This is a genomic window from Paenibacillus sp. J22FR83 (assembly GCF_059691955.1).
Window position 1 is genome coordinate 1 of sequence record NZ_JCAUAM010000004.1, and the last position, 21516, is coordinate 21516.

Genomic DNA, 21516 nt, shown 5'->3' on the forward strand with positions numbered 1-21516 from the left:
AACCCAACCCAACCCAACCCAACCCAACCCAACCCAACCCAACCCAACCCAACCCAACCCAACCCAACCCAACCCAACCCAACCCAACCCAACCCAACCCAACCCAACCCAGCACCAAGCATCAGTCACCAGTCACCAGTCACCAAGCTCCCCATACCACCAAGCAAACGTCAAAGTTGCAAATAAGCATCTTTTTGTAGCTTCAACAGGCGGTTTGAGCGAAATTGATGCAAATAGGCACTTATTTTTGTGATTTCAGCTCTTTTCGAGGTAATTATTGGGAAATAGTTGCACTTTCGCACTTATTTCTCATTTAACCCTCACAAAAGTAGGAAAAGGTTGCACTTTTGCACTTTTGCCGCAGGAGAGGAGGAACTTCACCAATCGCACTCTCCGATTTAGCTATCCTTGCAGGTGCCACCCCCAACAAATCTTCGTGCATACTCACAAAAACTTCAGCATTTTCGTCACAAAATCCAAATTTTATCACCACCACTAGCTTTTCTGGAAGAACCATTAACCGACGTCTGGGCTCCTGCATAGGATACAGTACATTTCAAATCGGAGGGACGTCCTATGAACAATCGGAAAAGATGGGGATTCACATTATCCGTCGTTCTGCTCTTAAGCTTAATCGCTTCAGCGTGTGGAACGAAAACGGAGGAAACAACAAAGGTACGCATTGGTGAGGTAACGCGTTCTTTGTTCTATGCACCGCAGTATGTCGCGTTGTCACAGGGATTTTTTAAAGAGGAAGGTCTCGATGTGGAGTTGACAACAACGCCTGGTGGGGACAAAACGATGACGGCGCTGCTCTCGAATGCGATTGATGTCGCGCTTGTAGGATCAGAAACATCGATCTATGTGTCTCAGCAAGGATCGGATGATCCGGTTATCAATTTTGCTCAACTGACTCAAACGGACGGAACCTTCCTTGTTGCCCGAACAAAAGTAGATAAGTTGGATTGGAATGCACTCAAAGGGAAAGTGTTCCTGGGACAAAGAAAAGGCGGCATGCCGCAAATGGCTGGCGAGTTCACGCTGAAGAAGCACAATATCGATCCACAGAAGGATTTGCAGTTGATACAGAATATTGATTTTGCCAATATCGTATCGGCTTATGCTTCCGGAACTGGTGAGTATGTACAGCTATTTGAGCCGCAAGCGTCGATCATTGAGAAAGAGGGCAAGGGCTATGTGCTTGCATCTTTTGGTGTAGAGAGCGGGCAGTTGCCATATACCGTGTTTATGTCGAAGCAAAGCTTCATCAAAGCTAACCCAGCAACGATTCAGAAATTCACGAATGCGGTTCAACGCGCACAGCTCTGGGTTGCCGCGAAAAGTGTGGATGAAATTACAGAGGCGGTATTGCCATATTTTAAAGATATCGATGTCGCGATTGTGAAAAGTGTTGTGAAACGTTATAAGGATCAAGGCTCCTTCGCAACAGATGGCATTGTGGATGAGAAAGAATGGAATAACTTGCTTGACGTGATGACATCAGCTGGTGAGTTGAAAGAGAAAGTGGCATGGAGCAAATTAGTGAATAATACGTTCGCAGAAAAGGCGAAATCAACTGTTAAGAAATAACCGTATCGGCTATAGGTGCTTACGGTAGATGAAGATAAGAGGAGGTTAGGGTACCATGGACAGGGCTGTGCAGGTCGGAGATGTCACACAGGTTTACGTAACAGAGGAGCGGGCAACGCTTGCCCTGCAAGGAATATCATTTGACATTGCGAACGGTGAGTTCGTCAGTCTGATTGGACCTAGCGGTTGTGGCAAAACAACCCTCTTATCCATCATCGCGGGGCTACTTCCGCCAACGCTTGGCCAGGTTACTGTGGCAGGGCAATCGGTTCAGGGACCATCGTCCAAAGTAGGATACATGCTGCAACAGGACTACTTATTCCCGTGGCGGACAATTGAAGCAAATGCATGTATGGGATTGGAAATTGCAGGTACTCTGACGAAAGAGAAGAAGCAGGGGGCGCTTCACTTGTTGGAGGAAATGGGTCTACTCGCATTCAAAGATTATTATCCTGCACAATTGTCGGGAGGTATGCGTCAACGAGTCGCGCTTGTCCGAACGTTGGCAACCGAGCCTGAGCTGCTTCTATTAGATGAGCCTTTCTCTGCACTGGATTACCAAACGAAACTGCAATTAGAAGATTTAGTTGTAGAGACGCTGCGGGCCAAGAAGAAAACAGCGATTCTCGTCACGCATGATATATCAGAAGCGATTGCGATGAGTGATCGGATTATCGTCCTGGCTCCGAATCCAGGTAGGATTCGCAAAACCTTCCAAATGTCTGAAACGGTAAGAGCAGCTGTGCCATTCCAAGCGAGAGAATTGCCCGAATTTCATATACTATTTCGACAAATCTGGCAGGAGTTTGGAGGTGTGCAAACATGACTAGTCGCGATGACCACCCGAACATCCTAACCAGACAATCCGATGAGCAATTAAAGCGGGACGTACACCAGCGGTTTTTGAAGGCAAGGAAAAGAGAGACGAAATGGGTACGACTCCTTCAAGCGGTTATTCTGCTCGTGTTTTTATCGCTATGGGAACTGGCGGCACGTTTGAAATGGATTGACGTCTTGCTATTTAGCTATCCGACCAAAGTATTTGCGCTCCTGTGGGAGAAATTACTCGACGGGACACTCCTTCCACATGTTGCGGTCACCGTAGAAGAGACGATTATTGGATTTTTCTTGGGAACGGTACTAGGAACGGCATTAGCGGTAGTTATTTGGTGGTCGCCATTTCTATCGCGGGTGCTGGATCCTTACATTGTCGTGCTGAATAGTATGCCTAAGGTTGCTCTGGGGCCTTTATTTATTGTTGGGTTTGGTCCTGGCTTGCTTTCCATTATCGCAACGACATTGTCCATCACGGTCATTATTACGACGCTTGTTGTTTATGGCAGCTTCAAGGAAGTGGATCATAACTTTGTCAAAGTCGTGAAATTATTTGGAGGCAATCAGCGTAAAATATTTCTCAAAGCCATTCTGCCATCCTCTTTTCCTGCAATCGTTTCTACGCTGAAAGTCAATGTAGGCTTGGCCTGGATCGGCGTTATCGTTGGCGAATTTCTAGTGTCTCAGAAGGGGCTGGGATACTTAATTATATATGGCTTTCAAGTCTTTAATTTCACCTTAGTGATATCGACCCTATTCGTAATCGCAATCGTTGCAACGGTGATGTATCAGCTTGTAGCCAAATTAGAGAAGAAATTAACGAAACATCGGTAATTAGGAAAGGCTTGCCATAGCCCTATGTAAAATGAAATAATGAGCCCATAGCAAAACCTGTAAAGAGGTGAAATACTATGGGCTTTCGTGTGCTCAAAACAGCGGTTGCGGTCATTATCGCCATGTATCTGGCGTATATATGTGGGATTCATACACCCGCAGCAGCGGGGCTTCTTGCCATCCTGGGCATTGAAGTGACGAAGAAGAAAGGCATCCAAAGTGCCTTGCACCGTATCGCGGCATCCATTCTGGCATTACTCATCGGTTCGGTCTTATTTAACCTTCTTGGGTTCCATATGTGGGTCGTTAGTTTATTTATTTTAATCGTATTCCCAGTTCTCGTTCGACTGCGAATTACGGAGGGTGCGGTCACTGGCGCGGTTGTGATGCTGCATCTTTATGCGTATGAATCCGCGGATTGGGCATCCGTTCTCAATGAACTCATTTTGCTTGTGATTGGCTTAGGCTCAGCGACCGTGATCAATATTGCCTACATGCCTAAGGCTGATGCAGGACTAATCGCACACAAACGGCAAATCGAAAGATTATTTTCTGACATATTTGTCAACATTGCCAAGCATCTGCGGGATAATACAGTGATTTGGGATGGGAAAGAACTTCTTGAAGTCAGTGAAGAAATTGAACGGGGAGCGAGCTTGGCGAAACGATCGATGGACAACACCTTGTTATTTGGCTGGGATCCCTATTGGCGAGTTTATTTCTACATGAGAGGCGAGCAGCTGGAATCGATCCATCGAATGATTGATCTCGTTGCTGGCGTGTATCAGACACTGCCCCAAGGAGAACTAGTTGCTGCGATCTTCGAAGATATTAGCCAAACTGTGAAGGAAGACTATTATACAGGGGAAGCAGAGAAAGAGTTACAAGAGCTGAATGCCCGTTATAAGGGGATGCCTCTGCCAGAAAGCCGGGAAGAATTCGAAGTGAGATCAGCTATTTTACAGCTTAACAGAGAGTTAATGCAGTACTTAGCCATTGCCAAAAAGCAAAAAAAGCACCGTCCAGAAGCGGGTTGACTCTGACAGATATCCATATTTTTAATTGCTAAAAATAATATAAAATAATTGTCACTCTAGACTACTGTCCTGCATACACTTGTAATGAATGATTATATGGAGGAGGTTGAAAGGATGTCATTAGATAAAGATTTGCAATGCAGAGAGATCATTACAAAGGCTGTCTGCGGTAAAGGGCGCAAATTTTCTCATGTAAGTCATACCGTGACTCCGCCTTATTCTCCAACCAGTATTTTGGGCGCTTGGATTATTAATAACCAATTCGAGGCAGTCCATTCATCTGGAGAGGGCGTAGAGGTAGTTGGTACTTATGATATCAACATCTGGTATTCTTACGATCGTAACACCAAAACAGACGTAGCAAAAGAAACCGTATCGTATGTAGAAATCGTTGGACTAAGTTACTTGGACAAAAAACATAAGTCGACGACAGCCGAAGTCTCCGCTGTCGCCACGCAAGAGCCCAACTGTGTAGAGGCTAGTATCTCTTCAAGTGGCGACGGCGTCATTATTCGGGTGGAACGTGAGTTTCAAGTAGAGCTCATTGCCGAAACAAAAGTCTGTGTAGTCGTATGCAGTGGCGGCTGCAATGACTTCGACGACAAGCACGTGGATTTCGATGACAGTGGCGATGGTGATTTTGAGGATCTGGACGCCGATCTGCTCGAAGATGAATTGGATTAGGGGATCTTATACGCCATTATATGCGGGCTAAAGAGGTTCGGCAGAGGGCATTTGCCCTCTTTTTTGTTGTATTCGCACAAATGGGCATTGCCTACACAGAAAGCGCCAAAAGCGCCAATTACAGTGTGAATAGGTGATCGGGAGGTGTAAGCATGGAAACCTTCTTCTTGCACGCACAGGAGAAAGAGGCACGGGAGTTAGCGGAACGAATCCATATTCCGAGTGGAAGCAGGCTCCCTGAGAATTGGCAGGGGCGGATGATTATCCATTGGGGTGCGGCACACGATGAATATCCGAACCAACTAGCACTGCAGCCCATTAAAGCCATCATTCGCGCGCAGAATCGAAAGAAGCGGGACGATTTATTACAGCTGCACGGGCTGAAAACGATCGCGTCGCAGGCAGCTGCAGCTCGAGGAAAAAGGGAATCCGTCCTTTTTACGCATAAATACAAAGTAGCCCTGTTCCATCTGCAAACCCTTCTTATTTATGAGAAAAAGGAGACGGTTCTGCTTTCGGAGAAGTCCTTACAGCATCAAAGACATGGGAATGAGAATGCTCCTTACATAGAGGTAGGTCCTGGTCAAATCAATTTTCACGCGCGCAGGGCGAGTCGTGAATCCGTCAAAGCGATCTATGCACTTGGCTTGGATTATGGCCTCGTGACCATTGGCATTACACCATCGGGGCATACGCTGGTGCTTGACGTCGATCCCGTTCCGAAGCTGAACGGGAGATTGGCGCAGCTCTTCGCCCAAGCGATTGATCTCTACGATCAATCACTTGCGACAGAGCTGGAACGCAAAGAGCGAGCGATGCTCGGCTGCGATCCAGAGTTCCTGCTCGTTAACCCGCAGGGCAAGGTCGTCTTCGCCGACCGCTTCCTAACCCGCGATGGCGCTGTAGGGAGCGACGCCATCGTGCTGAGCGGCCATCGCGTGATTCTCCCGCTCGCTGAACTGCGCCCGCAGCCTAGCGTGGACCCGCTGCAGCTCGTGAAGAACGTGCGAGTAACCATGGGGCTCGCCGCACGCAAGATCACAGACCAGAGCCTCGCGTGGTGCTCCGGCGGCATGCCCGTGCGCGGTTACCCGCTAGGGGGTCACCTGCATTTTAGCCGCTGCTGGATGAATGGGCATCTGCTGCGTGCGCTGGATAATTATCTCGCGCTGCCGCTGATCTTGATCGAGGACGATTCGACACGAGGTCGGCGCCCCCGATATGGGTATCTAGGAGACTTCCGTAAGAAGTCGCATGGAGGGTTTGAATACCGCACATTACCAAGCTGGCTGGCTTCTCCCGTCATTACGCGAGGCGTATTCGCGTTAGCGGCGCTTATTGTGAATAACTACTGGCTGTTAACGCAGAAGCCACTGCAAGAGCCAGATATTCAAGCTGCTTATTACAACGGTGATAAACAGAGGCTTCATGGTGAAGTAGCAAAGCTATGGCAGGACTTAGAGAAACTTAAGGCGTATGAGGTCCATGCTGGCTTATTGGAAGGTCTTCGTTCGCAAATTAACACGATGTCGTCGTGGAACGAAAAGGCGGATATTCGGCTGGCTTGGAAAATTGCACCCGGGCTGCGGAAAGAAGCTTTTGAGGAAGGAATCATGCTATAATAGATTATCTATCTTATCATAGCGTTAGTGAAGTTTAAGAGATGATTGCTAGTTGAAAATGGTGTTGGCAAAGCGAGAAATGTGAAGGTTGTACACGAATTTCGTTGTTCTGCTTGTAAGAAGCCACTAGGGCAGCTTCAAGCAGAATGACTCCTATTACACTGCGTATGGATGAAAATAGAATGATAGTTTCAAAGATTTCACGAATAGCACTTCTCATTACGGAATAGGTTGGAGGAACACAAGTTGGCTACATATACGCCGATGATTCAGCAGTACTTAGCCGTGAAGGCACAGGTTCCAGATGCATTTTTATTTTTTCGTCTCGGCGATTTCTATGAGATGTTCTTTGAAGATGCGATCAATGCTTCACGTGAATTAGAGATTACATTAACAGGCCGTGAAGGTGGCAGTGAAGAGAAAATCCCTATGTGTGGTGTCCCTCACCATGCGGCGGAGAATTATATGTCACGTTTGATTGAAAAAGGGTACAAAGTCGCTATCTGCGAACAGGTGGAAGATCCTGCTGAGGCCAAAGGTGTTGTGCGCCGTGAAATTGTGCGGATCGTAACACCAGGGACCGTGATGGACAGCAAACTGCTTGGTGAATCCGTCAATAACTATATTGTGTCTCTGGTCAACCAAGCGGATGGTTATGCATTTACAGCCTGTGATATTTCGACAGGTGAGCTCTATACAACACAGTTGGCTAATTCCTGGGAACTCGTCGTTGATGAGTTAAATGTCTATAATCCTTCTGAAATTGTGACGAATCAAGCGTTGCTGACAACGATTCGCGAGTCCGGTGCAGCATGGGGCCGCAACATGGTACTGACGGAGTGGACAACAGCGGATGAAACCCTGTTAGATGAGCATTTTGCAGAAGATACTGCCTTATCGAACTTATCTAACATGAGTCGACAAGGTGTCGCTTCGTTGCTTGCTTATTTGAAAGAAACGCAAAAAAGAGCGTTAACGCACGTGAAGCACATTCGTATCTATGAACCCGATCAATTTATGACCATGGATCCGTTTACCCGTCGTAATTTGGAACTTGTTGAAACCGTTCGTGAGCGGGCCAAAAAAGGGTCGTTATTGTGGCTTTTGGACAAAACGGTAACGGCCATGGGCGCGCGTATGTTACGCCGATGGATCGAGAAGCCGCTGATGAACGTGGCGCGGATTGAGGAACGATTAGAAGCTGTAAATTTACTCTACAATCAATTGATTGTACGTGAAGATGTGAAGCAAGCGCTGAAAGAAGTCTACGATTTGGAGCGTTTGGTTGCTCGTATCTCATATGGCAATGCCAATGCCCGCGATATGATTGCGCTGAAGCACTCCTTGCTGCAAGTTCCGATGCTTCAGCAGTTATGTGCGACATCGGGGTCCGAAACACTGCGCAAACTCGTTGAAAATATGGATGTTTGTGATGACGTGATGTCTTGGATCGCGAATGCCATCGAGGATGAGCCGCCTGTCTCCATTAGGGACGGGGGAATGATTCGCGAAGGGTATCAGCCTTACCTAGATCAACTTCGTGAAGCTAGTAAGAACGGGAAACAGTGGATTGCCGAGCTGGAGCGCCAAGAACGTGAAGCAACGGGCATCAAGTCACTCAAAATCGGCTACAACAAAGTGTTTGGTTACTTTATCGAAGTTACCAAAGCCAATATGTCCGCCTTGCAAGAGGGGCGTTATGAGCGTAAACAAACGCTTGCGAATGCTGAGCGTTATGTGACGCCAGAGCTCAAAGAGAAAGAAGCGCTCATTCTGGAAGCGCAGGATAAAATGATTGATCTGGAGTATGAACTGTTCACGGAGCTGCGCGACCGGATCTCGAAGCATATCTCCAGATTGCAGAAGCTGGCGGAGGTCATTGCCACCGCCGATGTGTATCAATCGCTGGCGGCGGTCTCCGCGGCGCATCATTTCCGCAAGCCGGAGATCGGCGAAGGCTTCGATCTTGCCATTGAAGACGGCCGACACCCTGTGGTGGAGGCTGTCATCCAGGACGGCTCGTTCATCGCGAATGGGACGAGCCTATTGCAAGAGCAGGGCCGCATCCTGCTCATTACCGGGCCGAATATGGCCGGGAAGAGTACGTATATGCGGCAAGTCGCGGTGATCTGCCTTATGGCGCAGATCGGCTGCTTCGTGCCTGCGAGAAGCGCTCGCATTCCCGTCACGGACCGGATCTTCACGCGGATTGGTGCTGCCGATGATCTGATCGGCGGTCAGAGTACGTTCATGGTCGAGATGATGGATATTCAAGTCATGACGGAGAAAGCGACGAGTCGGAGTCTTGTCATCATTGACGAGCTGGGCCGCGGTACTTCGACAGGAGAAGGGATGGCGATCGCTCAGGCCGTCATTGAATTCCTTCATGATCGGATTGGCTGCAAGACGCTCGTATCGACGCATTTTCATGAGCTCGCCCACCTGGAAGAGAGCCTTGCCCATCTGCGCAATCACTGCATGGCCGTCAAAGAAAGCGGCAGGCAGGTAACCTTCCTGCGCAAGCTCATCCCTGGGGCAGCCAGCACGAGTTACGGCATCTATTGTGCCGAAATCGCAGGGCTGCCCGACGCGATCATTCAGCGCTCGTATACGTTGCTGAATGGCTTTGAAGAGCGCGCTGCAGCAGCAGCCGTACCGCAAGCCGCTGCGGTTGCCGCTGTTGCAGCCACTGCGGCGGAACCGATCCGTCAACTGTCCCTCTTCGAGGAGGACAGCACCGCTGAGATTGCCGTCAAGAAGAAGCCTGACAGCAAATCCCAAAGTGTGCTTGATCAGTTGAAGGGGATTGATCTCATCAATATGACGCCGCTTCAAGCGCTGAATTTAGTCTATGAATGGAAGCAAAAGCTGCAATAAACGAAGATGGCCTGATTTAATTATTTTAAAGAACAATACGCTCCATGACTTGCCATTGACATTAGATCATACTGAACGGAGATACGCATATGAAATTGAGATTATCACCATTGAACAAGAAAGCTGTGAAAGCAACTTTGGCGCTCGCATCGGCTCTAGCCGTCGTGATACCTGTAAATGCCATGGCGCAAGAGGATTTACAAACCGTTATGGTCAGAAAAACACTCGTCGAAAACCATGTGAGCGGTGTTTCCCTAGAAGCACTGGAAAACAAAACCATTGAAGAGATGATTGCTAGTTTGAAGGATCCCTATACCGTGCTCTTCACACCTCAGGATTACGGTCAATTCTCGAGTTCACTTGAAAATAGTTTTGAAGGGATAGGCTGTGTCATCGGGCTTGATGATCAAGGTGTATATGTGACGAGAACAATTCCAGGTTCCCCAGCAGAAACTGCCGGGCTTCTCCCGGATGATTATATCAGAGCAGTGGACGGCGTTCCTGCTTCGACAACTTCGATAGATGCGGTTCGGGATAAAATTATTGGCGTCGCAGGTACGAAAGTGAAGGTTACCGTATTGCGTGGAGATAAAGAAATAACGTTCGAGCTTACTCGCCATGCTGTCAATTCTCCAGAAGTGTACAGCAGTAGTTTTGCCAATGGTGTGGGTTATGTGCAAATCACGGATTTCTCTGATGAAGCTGACGAAGAATTCGGTACACAATTAAGTGAGTTGCAAGCCAAGGGACTGAAGTCGTTGATCCTAGATGTTCGAGATAACCCTGGTGGTTATCTGGAAACAGCTCGTAACATTGCCAAGCATTTTGTCAAAGAAGGCGTTCTTATTCATACGCAGAACCGTGAAGGTATTGATGATCCGGTGACTATTGCAGGGGGCAATCCCCTTAACATACCTGTTTATATTTTAGCAAATGAGAATAGCGCAAGTGCTTCTGAGGTACTTTCAGGTGCCCTACAGGATTACGGTGTTGCCAAAGTGATTGGTATGCAAACCTTCGGCAAGGGAAGTGTACAGCAACTTTTTGAGCTTCCTGATCAGAATGTTTTGAAGGTTACTATTGAAGAATACTTAACTCCCAAAATGCGAAAAGTGAACAAAGTTGGCATTACTCCTGACATGAAAGTTGATGGTGTGGCGGCACAGCTCATTACTGTACTTCATGAAACAGGGATTTCGGATATCCAAGTATCGTTCTCCAAACATCATGTTACGTACAACGGTATTGATCTTGGATATGGATTCGGCAGCTTCACTGAAAAAGGTCACTTCTACGCTTCAGCACGTGGGCTAGCAGCGCTCATCGGGGCTACAATCACATGGAATGATGTGAATCACACTGTAGATATCACAGATAGCAAGGGAACGCATGCATTTGCGATTGAAGCTGATAAGTTGATGATTGTTAACGGCATGAGCTATGTGAACGTCGATCTATTCCAGGATTCTTTCCCGCAACTGAAGGTCAGCCGTCAAGGGGAGAACGTTTCTATACAGGCTACAAAGGGGAATTGAGACGATGGGTAAAATTCAGCTCTTAAGCGAGCATATTGCGAACCAAATTGCAGCAGGTGAAGTGGTAGAACGGCCTTCATCGGTCGTGAAAGAGCTGGTTGAGAACTCAGTTGATGCGGGGAGTACCCGTGTTGATGTCACGATTGAAGAAGGTGGCCTAACCTTAATTCGAGTAACGGATAACGGCTCAGGCATGGCGCTAGAGGATTGTGAACTGGCATTTCAACGGCATGCGACGAGTAAAATAGCAACGAGCAAGGATCTTTTCTCGATCCGCACGCTGGGCTTCCGAGGTGAAGCCTTGCCAAGTATTGCTTCTGTCTCTAGGCTGGAGTGTGTAACCAGTGCGACGGATGATGGATTGGGGCGCAAAATCATCATCGAGGGCGGAACGATTCGCGCAGTGGAAGAAACAGGGGCATCGCGGGGGACGGAAGTGACGGTGCGTGATTTATTTTATAACACGCCCGCTAGATTGAAATACATGAAAACGATCCAAACGGAGCTTGGTCATATTTCCGATTATTTATATCGACTTTCGCTCGCTCATCCTGGTATTGCGTTCACGCTCAAACATAATGGAAACGTGCTGCTCCAAACGCTGGGCAATGGAGATCTGCTCCAAGTCATTGCCGGTATCTATGGCACGGCGATTGCTAAACAAATGCTGCCTCTCCAAGTGGAAAGCTTGGATTACACAATCTCGGGCTTCGTCGCGAAGCCCGAGATGACGCGCGCGAATCGCGGAGGCATATCGACCATTGTTAATGGTCGGTATGTGCGCAACTTCGCGCTGAATCAAGCGCTGCTGCAGGGGTATCACACCCTGCTGCCCATCAACCGCTTTCCCGTGGCTGCGCTGCACATTGGGATGGACCCTGCGCTCGTGGATGTCAACGTACATCCATCCAAGCTGGAAGTCCGCTTCAGTAAGGAAGCGGAGTTAACAGCTCTGATTGAAGCCGAAGTGAAGCGGCTATTCGGCAGACAAGTGCTGATTCCTACAGGCGTCAAGTCAGCAGCACCGAAAGGCGCTTACGTTCAGGAACAATTAGAGCTCACGCGTACGGTGGAGCCGCCAAAGGAACCACCTCGTCCGTCTATGGAACTCGATGCCGAGTTCTATAAGGACCATAAGGAAACAGAAGATCCGCAGGGCTTGCCCGTTGTGAACAAAGAATCACTCCCTAGTCAGAAGACGGATGATACCAAATGGCTGCCACCTCAGATCAAAGAAGCTGCTCCAGAGTATCGTCAGGCAGCGCCTGTTCCATCAACGTTACCAACACAATCATCATCAACTCCACAAAAGCTGCCGTTTGAGGTGCCTAATGCGAGGAGTGTTTCACCTTCCGATAAGGGCATTGCATCTCAAAGAACGCCAGCAACTAGTCAGAGCTACGCACCTGTACGTGATACGGCGTTCCGGAATACCTCCATTCAACAGCAACGACGCACGAACGAGGCCTTCATGGATCTAATGCCAACGAGTGCAGAGGGCGATGCCCCTAAGCTTCCAACGTTTCCTCGCTTGGATCCGATCGGACAAATGCATGGCACCTATTTGATTGCGCAGAATGAAACAGGTTTGTATTTAATTGATCAACATGCAGCACATGAACGCATTAATTATGAATATTTTTATGAGCATTTTGGCAATCCTGCTGAGGCGAGCCAAGAACTGCTCGTTCCGATCACGTTGGAATTTACACCGTCAGAAGCAGGTGTTATTGCGGATAAGCTTGCCCTGTTTGAGCAAGTTGGTGTGTATATGGAAGCCTTCGGCGGCAACACATTCCTGGTACGTGCGCATCCTCATTGGTTCCCTTCCGGAGAGGAGAAAGCGATCGTCGAAGAGATGTGTGAACTCATTATTGCTGATCGTAAAGCTTTGGATATCGCCAAACTGCGCGAGAAGGCAGCAATTATGTGCTCCTGTAAGGCATCGATTAAGGCGAATCAAAGTCTAAGCACATTAGAGATGGAGACATTAATTGATCGTCTCGCGAGCTGTCGCAACCCTTATACGTGTCCGCATGGACGGCCAATCGTCGTAAGTTTTACAACCTATGAGTTAGAAAAAATGTTTAAGCGAGTGATGTAACCCTGTGTTAGTAACAACTTCGTATAACCCGTCCGCTGAATTGGCGGCGGAAGCCGCACGCCTATCAGCTTTATATGGAGGCCGAAATGTGCCCCGGAAGAAGTATTCTTTGGAACTTCTTAGGAGAAATTATAAGGATAGTTCTGTTCTGCTTGTGACTAGAGAAGAGATCAGGTACTATGAAGAAGACCACCCTGCAACTTTTTTCCACCCGAGTATGTCTCTCGTTCGCGTCAAACGGATGCAGAGAGGGGAGATTGATTTACTCATTGAGGCATCAGGAGCAGCCTCTGGCGATTCTGTTATGGACTGCACAGCGGGACTTGCGTCCGATGCCATCGTGTTCTCTTACGTGGTGGGTAGTGAAGGGCGTGTTACAGCGCTAGAAAGTGAAAAGATTCCGGCTATGTTAATCCACGAAGGATTGGCACAGTATCAATCAGAAATCCCGGAATTGAATGATGCGATGAGACGCATTGAGGTTAGGCATACTCATCACCTACCTTATTTGCAGCAGTTAGACTCGCAGAGTGTGGATGTGATCTATTTTGATCCCATGTTTCGCAGTCCGATTGAGGAATCGCAGGCGATATCCCCACTTCGGCATCGTGCGAACGATGAAGCCGTAAGCTTGGCTTCGATCGCTGAAGCAAGACGCGTTGCCCGCAAAAGTATTGTGCTCAAGGAAAACCGAGACAGTGCTGAATTTGCTAGGCTCGGATTCGAGCATGTGCTGCGTTCAACAACGAAAACAACGTATGGAGTGATTCGATTGTGTTAGCCTCATCTTCCAAGCCGAAATTACTCGTGCTACTTGGTCCTACTGCTGTTGGCAAGACTAAGCTTAGCTTGGAAATTGCACAGCGCTTTAATTGTGAAATTATTTCCGGTGATTCGATGCAGGTGTATCGTGGCATGGACATCGGAACCGCCAAAGCAAGCGAGGAGGAGCAGCAAATCGTTCCGCATCATTTGATTGATATTCATGATCCTTCGTATTCGTTTTCTGCTGCAGAGTTTCAAGAGCGAGTAAAGGGTTTAATTCAAGACATCCACTCGCGTGGCAAGCTGCCCTTTATTGTAGGTGGCACAGGATTATATATCGAATCGGTTTGTTATGATTATCAATTTACGGATGTCAGCATGGACGAGGCGTTCAGACAATTGCAGGAAGAATTCGCAAATACGCATGGAGAAGAAGCCCTTCATGACAAGTTGCGTGAAATTGATCCAACGAGTGCCAACCGTCTGCATGCCAATGACCGCAGGCGCGTCATTCGAGCTCTTGAGATTTTCCATATATCTGGAGAAACCATGACCGCTCATTTGGCCTCCCAGAAAAAAGAATCTCCTTACGAACTATGTATCATCGGACTGTCCATGGACCGTGCGCTGCTCTATCAGCGGATTGAAGAACGCATCGATGCGATGATTCAGGAAGGTTTGGTCGAAGAGGTACAAGCGCTACTCGCTGGTGGTACCCCGAAGTCTGCCATCTCGATGCAAGCTCTTGGTTACAAGGAGATTGTTAGTTATTTGGAGCATGAGCTTAGTTTCGAAGATGCCGTGATTCTGCTTAAGCGGGATACACGTCGATTTGCGAAGCGTCAATTGTCTTGGTTTCGGCATATGAAGGACATTGATTGGGTTGATGTGACAGATACAGCAAATTTTTCTGCCCATTTCCAAATGATTAGTGATATACTAGCAGGAAAGTTTGTACATAAAATAGAATATAATTAACCCATATCACCAACAGAAAATAGCGCCGTTTGGGCGAAAGTTTCATTCCATTAAGGGGGACATACTGATGAACCGATCCATTAATATTCAGGACAATTTTCTAAATCAGCTGCGTAAAGAAAGCATTCCCGTAACCGTATATTTAACGAATGGCTTTCAAATTAGAGGACTTATTCGTGCATTTGATAACTTCACCATCATTATTGACAGCGAAGGCCGTCAACAAATGGTGTACAAGCATGCGATCTCTACCTTCACACCACAACGTGCTGTTTCGTTAATGGCGGCTGCAGAAGCAACGGAATAATCCCCATGTCGCTTCAATTTTGCAACTTTTTAATGGACTGAAACGTCTAACCGAATAGAAACTTTTTGGGAGCAACCTTGTATAAAGGTTGTTCTTTTGTTGAAATTCAGAAGATTTTTCTTTTGGATATGATAAGAAGAGGACAATTATGGGTAAACATATTCGACTGCAAGGGTCGGTATATTCGTTTATTGCAGTGCTATCATCAATCTAGAGAGAAATGAAACGTAAGGGAGTTGGTGAATATGGATAAACCTACTAGAAATCCATCCACGCCGCAAACCAAGCCAAGGGAGTCCACACCGAGCAAGAAGAAGGGACCTAAGAAGAAAAAATTCAATGCACGCAAACTCATTATGGGCTCGATTATTGCTGCGATTGTCGCTGTTATCTGTGCAACGGGGATCTATATTGTTGTCATCATGAGCGGTTTCAAAATTTTGGATGCGAATATTGATAAAATTATTTCTACGACAGAGTCGACCCTTATTTATGCCCAAGAAGAAGGTAAAGATAAGGATGGGAAAGATAAACCAGCCACGGAAATTTCGAAAATTTATCGGGGTGAAAATCGGGAAAGCGTCAATATCAAAGACGTTCCCGAGCGGCTGAAGCAAGCATTTATCGCTACAGAGGACCGTCGCTTCAAAGAGCACTCCGGTGTTGATTTAAGAGCAATCGGTCGTGCATTAGTTACGGATATCATCCACATGAGTGCAGTTGAAGGCGGGAGTACCATTACGCAGCAACTTGCCAAAAATGTATTCCTAAGTTCGGAAAAGACAGCTTTCCGTAAAGGTACGGAAATGTCGATTGCGTTCGCGCTAGATGAGCGGTTTACGAAGGATGAGATTCTAGAGAAATATTTGAATCGCATTTTCTTCGGAAGTAATGCTTATGGCATTAAAGCGGCAGCCAAGGTTTACTTTGGCAAATCGAATTTGAACGATCTGGAAGTGTGGGAGATGGCGACACTTGCCGCGTTACCTAAAGCGCCTTCCCGCTACTCGCCATTAACCCATCCGGATTTATCGAAAGAACGGCGTGCAGTTGTACTAAGGCTGATGACAGATCAAGGTTACATTACAGAGGCTGAGCGCGCCAAAGCCGCAGCTGTCGATTATGTGCCACCAACAACAGGAAACACAGGTACGAAAGAGTATGCATCGTTCGTGGACTATGTCGTGAATGAAGCGGAAGATATGTACGGCATTGAAGAAGATGAGCTGTTGACCAAAGGCTACCGGATTTACACAACGATGAACATCACAGCGCAGAAAACCATTGAGCAAACCTATGCGGATCCGAGTTTCTTCCAAAAGGATGCTGCTGATGGACAGAAAATTCAGAGCTCCATGGTTATTCTAGATAATAAAACCGGCGGTATTATGGGATTAATCGGTGGAAGGGATTATAAAACCAAAGGCTTTAGTCGTGTGTATTCCAAAAGACAGCCAGGGTCGTCGTTTAAACCGATTGCCGTCTATGCACCTGCTTTAGATAGCGGGAAATATACACCGTATTCTTTGTTGGATGATACGCAGACGTCTTTTGGTTCTTATACACCACAAAACTATGATCGCCAAACTCATGGGCAAGTTACGATGTTTGAAGCGGTTAAGAAATCCTACAATTTAGCACCTGTCTGGTTGTTGAGTAAAATAGGTGTGGGGACGGGAACTGCCTTTGCCAATAAGCTGGGTACCACCCTGAATCCTCAGAAGGATCAGAATCTAGCCGTTGCGCTAGGCGGTCTTACGGATGGTGTATCACCATTGCAAATGGCTACAGCTTACACAGCTTTTGCAAATGGAGGAAGTCAGAACAAAACGCATGCAATTTTACGTATAACCGATGCTCAAGGGAAAGAAATTGCGGCCTATAAGCCGGAGAAGAAGCAAGTTATGCAGCCGAGTACAGCTTACTACATGACCCTGTTGCTGCAAGGTGTTGTGGAGACAGGGGGTACAGGTGTGAAAGCGAAGTTCAACCGTCCGGTTGCAGGGAAAACGGGATCAACAGGACTTGATATTAAGGGAATCGAACAGTACGATCGGGATGTATGGTTCGTTGGCTATACCCCTGAATGGACAGCGGCTGTTTGGGAAGGTTTTGATAAAGTCGACTCCAAACATTATGTGACAGTGGGAAGCGGCAGCACGGCTTACATTTTCAAGACAGTCATGTCAAAGGCGCTAGAAGGCAAGCCCATTACAAACTTTGTTAAGCCTGCCAATGTGAACGATTTGAAAGAACCACCTAGCGGCATTTCGGATGTTACGGCTACTTATGTACCAGAATCAAAACGTGTTAAAATTGAATGGACCTCTCTCGGAGAGAAAGTTAGTTACGAATTGTATCGCAAGGGCTCGACAGAGCCTGAAGCACAAATGATTATTCAAACACCGAAAGTGCAAGTCGAGGATACAACGATAAATAGCTCAGAAACGTATCAATACTACGTAGTACCACTATCGACGGACTCGAATACGCCAGGTGCCAAATCAAATGTTGCTACAGTCGTTATACCGAAGGATGATTCGCTGCCGAATGGTGGAAGTCCATCGCCATCTCCATCGGTTTCGCCGTCACCATCGCCAGGTAGTGGAGGGAATAGTCCTAGTCCGTCCCCTTCACCTAGTGGAAAACCTGTTCCTACGTCATCACCAGGGGCATCGACTAAACCAGGCACGGGTACAGACACAGGAACAAGTCCAACACCAACGCCAACCCAATCACCAACGCCTAGCCCTTCATCAAGTCCTAAGCCAAGTCCAACACCATCTCCATCACCGGTAAATGTGCCGAATGAGGAGAAACCGAAGGTTGGCGCGTAGCTGCTAAAGAGTATAATAAGGCCGAAAAGGGGGCTTACAGCTACAGCGTGCTGAAGTAGAAGGACGGTAACGCCCGAAAAGGTCTTTACAGGGGCGTTATCTTGCTGGAATGCAGCTGATCGAGCGCTGTAAGGCCCAAAAAGGGCCTTACAGCACCAGCCAGCCGAAGCGGACGAGCTTTAACGCCCGAAAAGGTCTTTACAGGGGCGTTATCTCGCTGGAAAGCAGCTGATTGAGTGCAGTAAGGCCCAAAAAGGGCCTTACAGCAGCAGCCAGCCGAAGCGGACGAGCTGTAACGCCCGAAAAGGGCGTTACAAGGGCGTTATCTCGCTGGGAAGCAGCTGATTGAGCGCTGTAAGGCCCAAAAAGGGACTTACAGCACCAGCAAGCAGTAACGGACGAACTGTAACGCCCGAAAAGGGCGTTAACCAATAATCGGCACATGCCATCACCAAAACAAAATCAAACTGGAGGAACATTCAATGAACCTTGCCACCAAATCCATGAAGTCCAAAATGCTTCTGACTGCTTCTTTACTTACCTTAACTCTTATCGCCTCCGCGTGCGGGAATAAACCTGCGGCAACTCCTGCGGCATCGACATCGACCTCAGGGGCGAAACAATGGAGCCAAGCACCGGATATGATCATTGACACGAACAAAACATATCAGGCTGAAGTAACAACGTCCAAAGGAACATTCACAATCGACTTGTACGCTAAAGAGGCACCGAAAACGGTGAACAACTTTGTCTTTTTATCCAAAGAGGGGTTCTATAACAACGTGACATTTCACCGAATTATCAAATCCTTCATGATTCAAACGGGAGATCCGCAAGGAACAGGCAGAGGGGGTCCAGGTTATAAATTTGCTGATGAACTGAAAACAACACATAAGTATGAACCAGGTACGGTAGCGATGGCTAATTCAGGAGCGAATACGAATGGCAGCCAATTCTTTATTTGCTCAGGTGCGGATTGCGCTAATTTGAACAGTACGCCGAATTATTCGATCTTCGGAAAAGTCACACCGGACAGTATGGCCACAATTACGAAAATCGCCGAAACACCAGTAGAAATGGGTGGAGAATCTACCCCAAGTAAGCCAAAAGAAAAGGTAACCATTAACACCATTGTAATCAAAGAAAAATAAACTAACTTGAATAGCACTTTTCATAAAAAGATAGGAGTGGATCTCATGAAACAACCGTGCCTATTGTTCCATGGATTTACAGGTGGACCTTATGAGGTTGAGCCGTTAGCTCGGCATTTACGAGAGCGTGGTCAGCTATGTGAGGTGCCAATCCTACCTTGGAATGGAGAAAGCCGTCATCAGCTTCACGCTTCACGTTGGGAAGATTGGGTGGGGGCAGCTGAAATGCACGCGGCCAAAATGACGGAAACATATGGTTCATTCGATATGGTAGGATTCTCGATGGGGGGCTTATTGGCAGCCTACTTGTCAGTTCGTTATCCTGTGCGAAGACTTATACTATTAAACACCGCGGTCATATACGTCAGCCCAGGCCGGCTCTTGAATGTCCTTCGTGAGGAATGGAAGTATCAACGCAAAATTAGTTTGATTAAGGGGAAATCAACACCACTCGTGGCAACCTGGCAATTTACGAGACTTGTCCGACATCTGAAACCGGAGCTCAGTCAAGTGAATAAGCCAACCCTGATCGCGCAAGCGGAGCGAGATCAAGTGATTCATCCGCAGAGTGCGCGGTATATTTATAGCAAGCTCAGAGGAAACCGAGAGCTTCACTGGCACGCCAAATCGGATCATTTAATCTGTTTGAGCGAGGATGCCCCGGCCTTATTTCGGCAGGTAAGTACATTTCTGGATAAGGAGTAGGAAGGATGCCGGCTAAGCCTAGCATGACCAAAAAACAACGCGCCATCGAACCTGCACCAATGAAGAAGAAGGCCGGCGTGTCCAAAGGAAAAAAGCCATCTAGGCTGTATCGATTATTTGTAAGAACATTTCAATTCATACTCATCTCCTTTGCATTGTTGGTAAGCTGGGTCGTGTTTATCCAATGGAAAATACAGTTAGGACCGAATCAACCGAGTTTGCCTAAGCAAGTCGATGTTGGGATTGTACTAGGGGCATCGCTGCGCAATGATATCCCAAGTCCTGGGTTGCAAGAGCGGCTGGACTTGGCTGTGGAGTTGTACAAGCAGGGGCTATTCAAACAACTGATTGTATCCGGTGGCTTGGATCATAATGGTTCTAAGCTGACAGAAGCAGAGGGCATGAGGGACTACTTAGTGAAGAATGGCTTGCCGAAGTCAAGCATACTTCTTGAACCCAAGTCAACAAGTACATATGAGAACTTACTATTCAGTAAACAAATTATGGACGAGAAGTCGCTTGTTAGCTCAATTATCATCACACACAAGTTTCATAGCTCGCGTTCGCTCGATATTGCACAAACGATTGGTTTCAAGGATCCGCTGGTGTCTGGGGCGAAGTCTGAGGTGCTTTTCATGCCATATCATGATACAAGAGAAACGCTAGCATACTCAAATTGGTATTTGACCAAACTTCAATTGAAACTCGGGTTGAAATGAAGAAAGCATGATAGGTAGCGGGAGTGCCGCTGCCTGTCATGCTTTTTCTTATCCATTGACGATGGTACCACCATTGACATGTAGAATTTGTCCTGCCATGTAGGAAGCATCTTCACTTGCTAGAAACACATAGCTGGGTGCTAATTCACTAGGCTGTCCTGCACGTTGCATCGGTGTCGTAGAACCGAAGACCTCCACTTCCTGTGCTGTAAATGTAGAGGGTATTAACGGTGTCCAGATGGGACCTGGAGCAACGCCATTCACTCGAATACCTTTGGTGTTCAATTGTAAAGAGAGGGAGCGGGTGAAGGTAACAATTGCACCTTTTGTAGATGAGTAATCAATTAATTGTTCGTGACCATGATAAGCCGTGATTGAAGCGGTGTTAATAATCGCACTACCCTTTTTAAGATGTGGAAGAGCAGCTTGCGTCATATAAAAATAGGAGAAAATATTCGTGCGGAATGTGCGTTCAAGCTGCGCTGATGTAATATCCTTTATACTTTGCTGTGGATGCTGCTCTGCGGCATTATTAACTAGAATGTCCAGCTTGCCGAACTCTTGAATGACTTGGTCAACCACTTGCTTACAGAAATGCTCATTGCCGATGTCGCCTGGGATGTGCAGGCATTTGCGCCCCGCCTCTTCCACATGTCGCTGAGTTTCTTCTGCGTCCTTGTGCTCATTAAGGTAGACGATTATGACATCGGCACCTTCTTTGGCGTAAGCTACAGCAATTGCCCGTCCGATGCCGCTGTCACCGCCAGTAATGATGGCAACTTTATCCTTCAATTTGCCAGCGGGTTTATAGCTCTTATTCTCAAATTCGGGAAGTGGCTTCATTTCTGCTTCAATGCCAGGTTGATGATTTTGATGCTGCGGCGGAAAAGCTGGTTTTTCTTTAGTGGCAGTCATGTAATGTCATGGGCTCCTTTCA

Annotated in this window: 17 protein-coding genes; 16 read left to right on the plus strand and 1 reads right to left on the minus strand. The window is 47.3% G+C overall.

The window, feature by feature from the left end:
* Positions 1–576 precede the first annotated feature (576 nt).
* The 16 genes from AC58PV_RS08400 (at position 577) to AC58PV_RS08475 (ending at position 20579) form a co-directional block, all read left to right on the plus strand.
* On the plus strand, positions 577–1590 hold the full coding sequence (locus AC58PV_RS08400) for an ABC transporter substrate-binding protein (protein ID WP_497431823.1): 1014 nt from the start codon (positions 577–579) through the stop codon (positions 1588–1590).
* A gap of 55 nt (positions 1591–1645) precedes the next feature.
* Positions 1646–2416 carry an ABC transporter ATP-binding protein gene (locus AC58PV_RS08405; protein ID WP_497431824.1) on the plus strand — a complete coding sequence of 257 codons (771 nt, stop codon included), beginning with the start codon at positions 1646–1648 and terminating at the stop codon, positions 2414–2416.
* Positions 2413–3258 carry an ABC transporter permease gene (locus AC58PV_RS08410; RefSeq protein WP_497431825.1) on the plus strand — a complete coding sequence of 282 codons (846 nt, stop codon included), beginning with the start codon at positions 2413–2415 and terminating at the stop codon, positions 3256–3258. Before AC58PV_RS08405 ends, AC58PV_RS08410 begins: the two co-directional genes overlap by 4 nt.
* 77 nt (positions 3259–3335) lie before the next feature.
* A complete protein-coding gene (locus AC58PV_RS08415) occupies positions 3336–4295 on the plus strand; it encodes an aromatic acid exporter family protein (RefSeq protein WP_497431826.1) in 960 nt (319 codons plus the stop codon).
* A 114-nt stretch (positions 4296–4409) separates the two neighbouring features.
* Positions 4410–4979, plus strand: coding sequence for an outer spore coat protein CotE (locus tag AC58PV_RS08420; protein WP_068670101.1), 570 nt, complete (start codon positions 4410–4412; stop codon positions 4977–4979).
* 152 nt (positions 4980–5131) lie between these two features.
* Positions 5132–6601 (plus strand): putative amidoligase domain-containing protein, encoded by a 1470-nt coding sequence (locus tag AC58PV_RS08425; RefSeq protein ID WP_497431827.1) that lies wholly within the window; start codon positions 5132–5134, stop codon positions 6599–6601.
* A 246-nt stretch (positions 6602–6847) separates the two neighbouring features.
* Complete coding sequence (mutS, locus tag AC58PV_RS08430) at positions 6848–9478, plus strand: DNA mismatch repair protein MutS (RefSeq protein ID WP_497431828.1); 2631 nt, start codon at positions 6848–6850, stop codon at positions 9476–9478.
* A gap of 89 nt (positions 9479–9567) precedes the next feature.
* Positions 9568–11013 carry a S41 family peptidase gene (locus tag AC58PV_RS08435; protein WP_497431829.1) on the plus strand — a complete coding sequence of 482 codons (1446 nt, stop codon included), beginning with the start codon at positions 9568–9570 and terminating at the stop codon, positions 11011–11013.
* A 4-nt stretch (positions 11014–11017) separates the two neighbouring features.
* Positions 11018–13117 carry a DNA mismatch repair endonuclease MutL gene (gene mutL / locus AC58PV_RS08440; RefSeq protein WP_497431830.1) on the plus strand — a complete coding sequence of 700 codons (2100 nt, stop codon included), beginning with the start codon at positions 11018–11020 and terminating at the stop codon, positions 13115–13117.
* A gap of 4 nt (positions 13118–13121) precedes the next feature.
* Complete coding sequence (locus AC58PV_RS08445; protein ID WP_497431831.1) at positions 13122–13898, plus strand: class I SAM-dependent methyltransferase; 777 nt, start codon at positions 13122–13124, stop codon at positions 13896–13898.
* Positions 13889–14860: a tRNA (adenosine(37)-N6)-dimethylallyltransferase MiaA gene (gene miaA / locus AC58PV_RS08450; RefSeq protein WP_497432157.1), complete on the plus strand. Its 972-nt coding sequence runs from the start codon at positions 13889–13891 to the stop codon at positions 14858–14860. Before AC58PV_RS08445 ends, miaA begins: the two co-directional genes overlap by 10 nt.
* 67 nt (positions 14861–14927) lie before the next feature.
* Complete coding sequence (gene hfq / locus AC58PV_RS08455; RefSeq protein WP_056620871.1) at positions 14928–15167, plus strand: RNA chaperone Hfq; 240 nt, start codon at positions 14928–14930, stop codon at positions 15165–15167.
* 245 nt (positions 15168–15412) lie between these two features.
* Complete coding sequence (locus AC58PV_RS08460) at positions 15413–18004, plus strand: transglycosylase domain-containing protein (RefSeq protein ID WP_497431832.1); 2592 nt, start codon at positions 15413–15415, stop codon at positions 18002–18004.
* A gap of 482 nt (positions 18005–18486) precedes the next feature.
* Complete coding sequence (locus AC58PV_RS08465; protein ID WP_497431833.1) at positions 18487–19155, plus strand: peptidylprolyl isomerase; 669 nt, start codon at positions 18487–18489, stop codon at positions 19153–19155.
* Positions 19156–19200: 45 nt separating this feature from the next.
* Positions 19201–19860, plus strand: coding sequence for an alpha/beta hydrolase (locus tag AC58PV_RS08470; RefSeq protein WP_497431834.1), 660 nt, complete (start codon positions 19201–19203; stop codon positions 19858–19860).
* Positions 19861–19865: 5 nt separating this feature from the next.
* Positions 19866–20579 (plus strand): YdcF family protein, encoded by a 714-nt coding sequence (locus AC58PV_RS08475; RefSeq protein WP_497431835.1) that lies wholly within the window; start codon positions 19866–19868, stop codon positions 20577–20579.
* Positions 20580–20627: 48 nt separating this feature from the next.
* Here the strand turns inward: AC58PV_RS08475 and AC58PV_RS08480 are convergent, their stop codons facing one another.
* Positions 20628–21494, minus strand: coding sequence for an SDR family oxidoreductase (locus tag AC58PV_RS08480; RefSeq protein ID WP_497431836.1), 867 nt, complete (start codon positions 21492–21494; stop codon positions 20628–20630).
* Between the last annotated feature and the right edge of the window lie 22 nt (positions 21495–21516).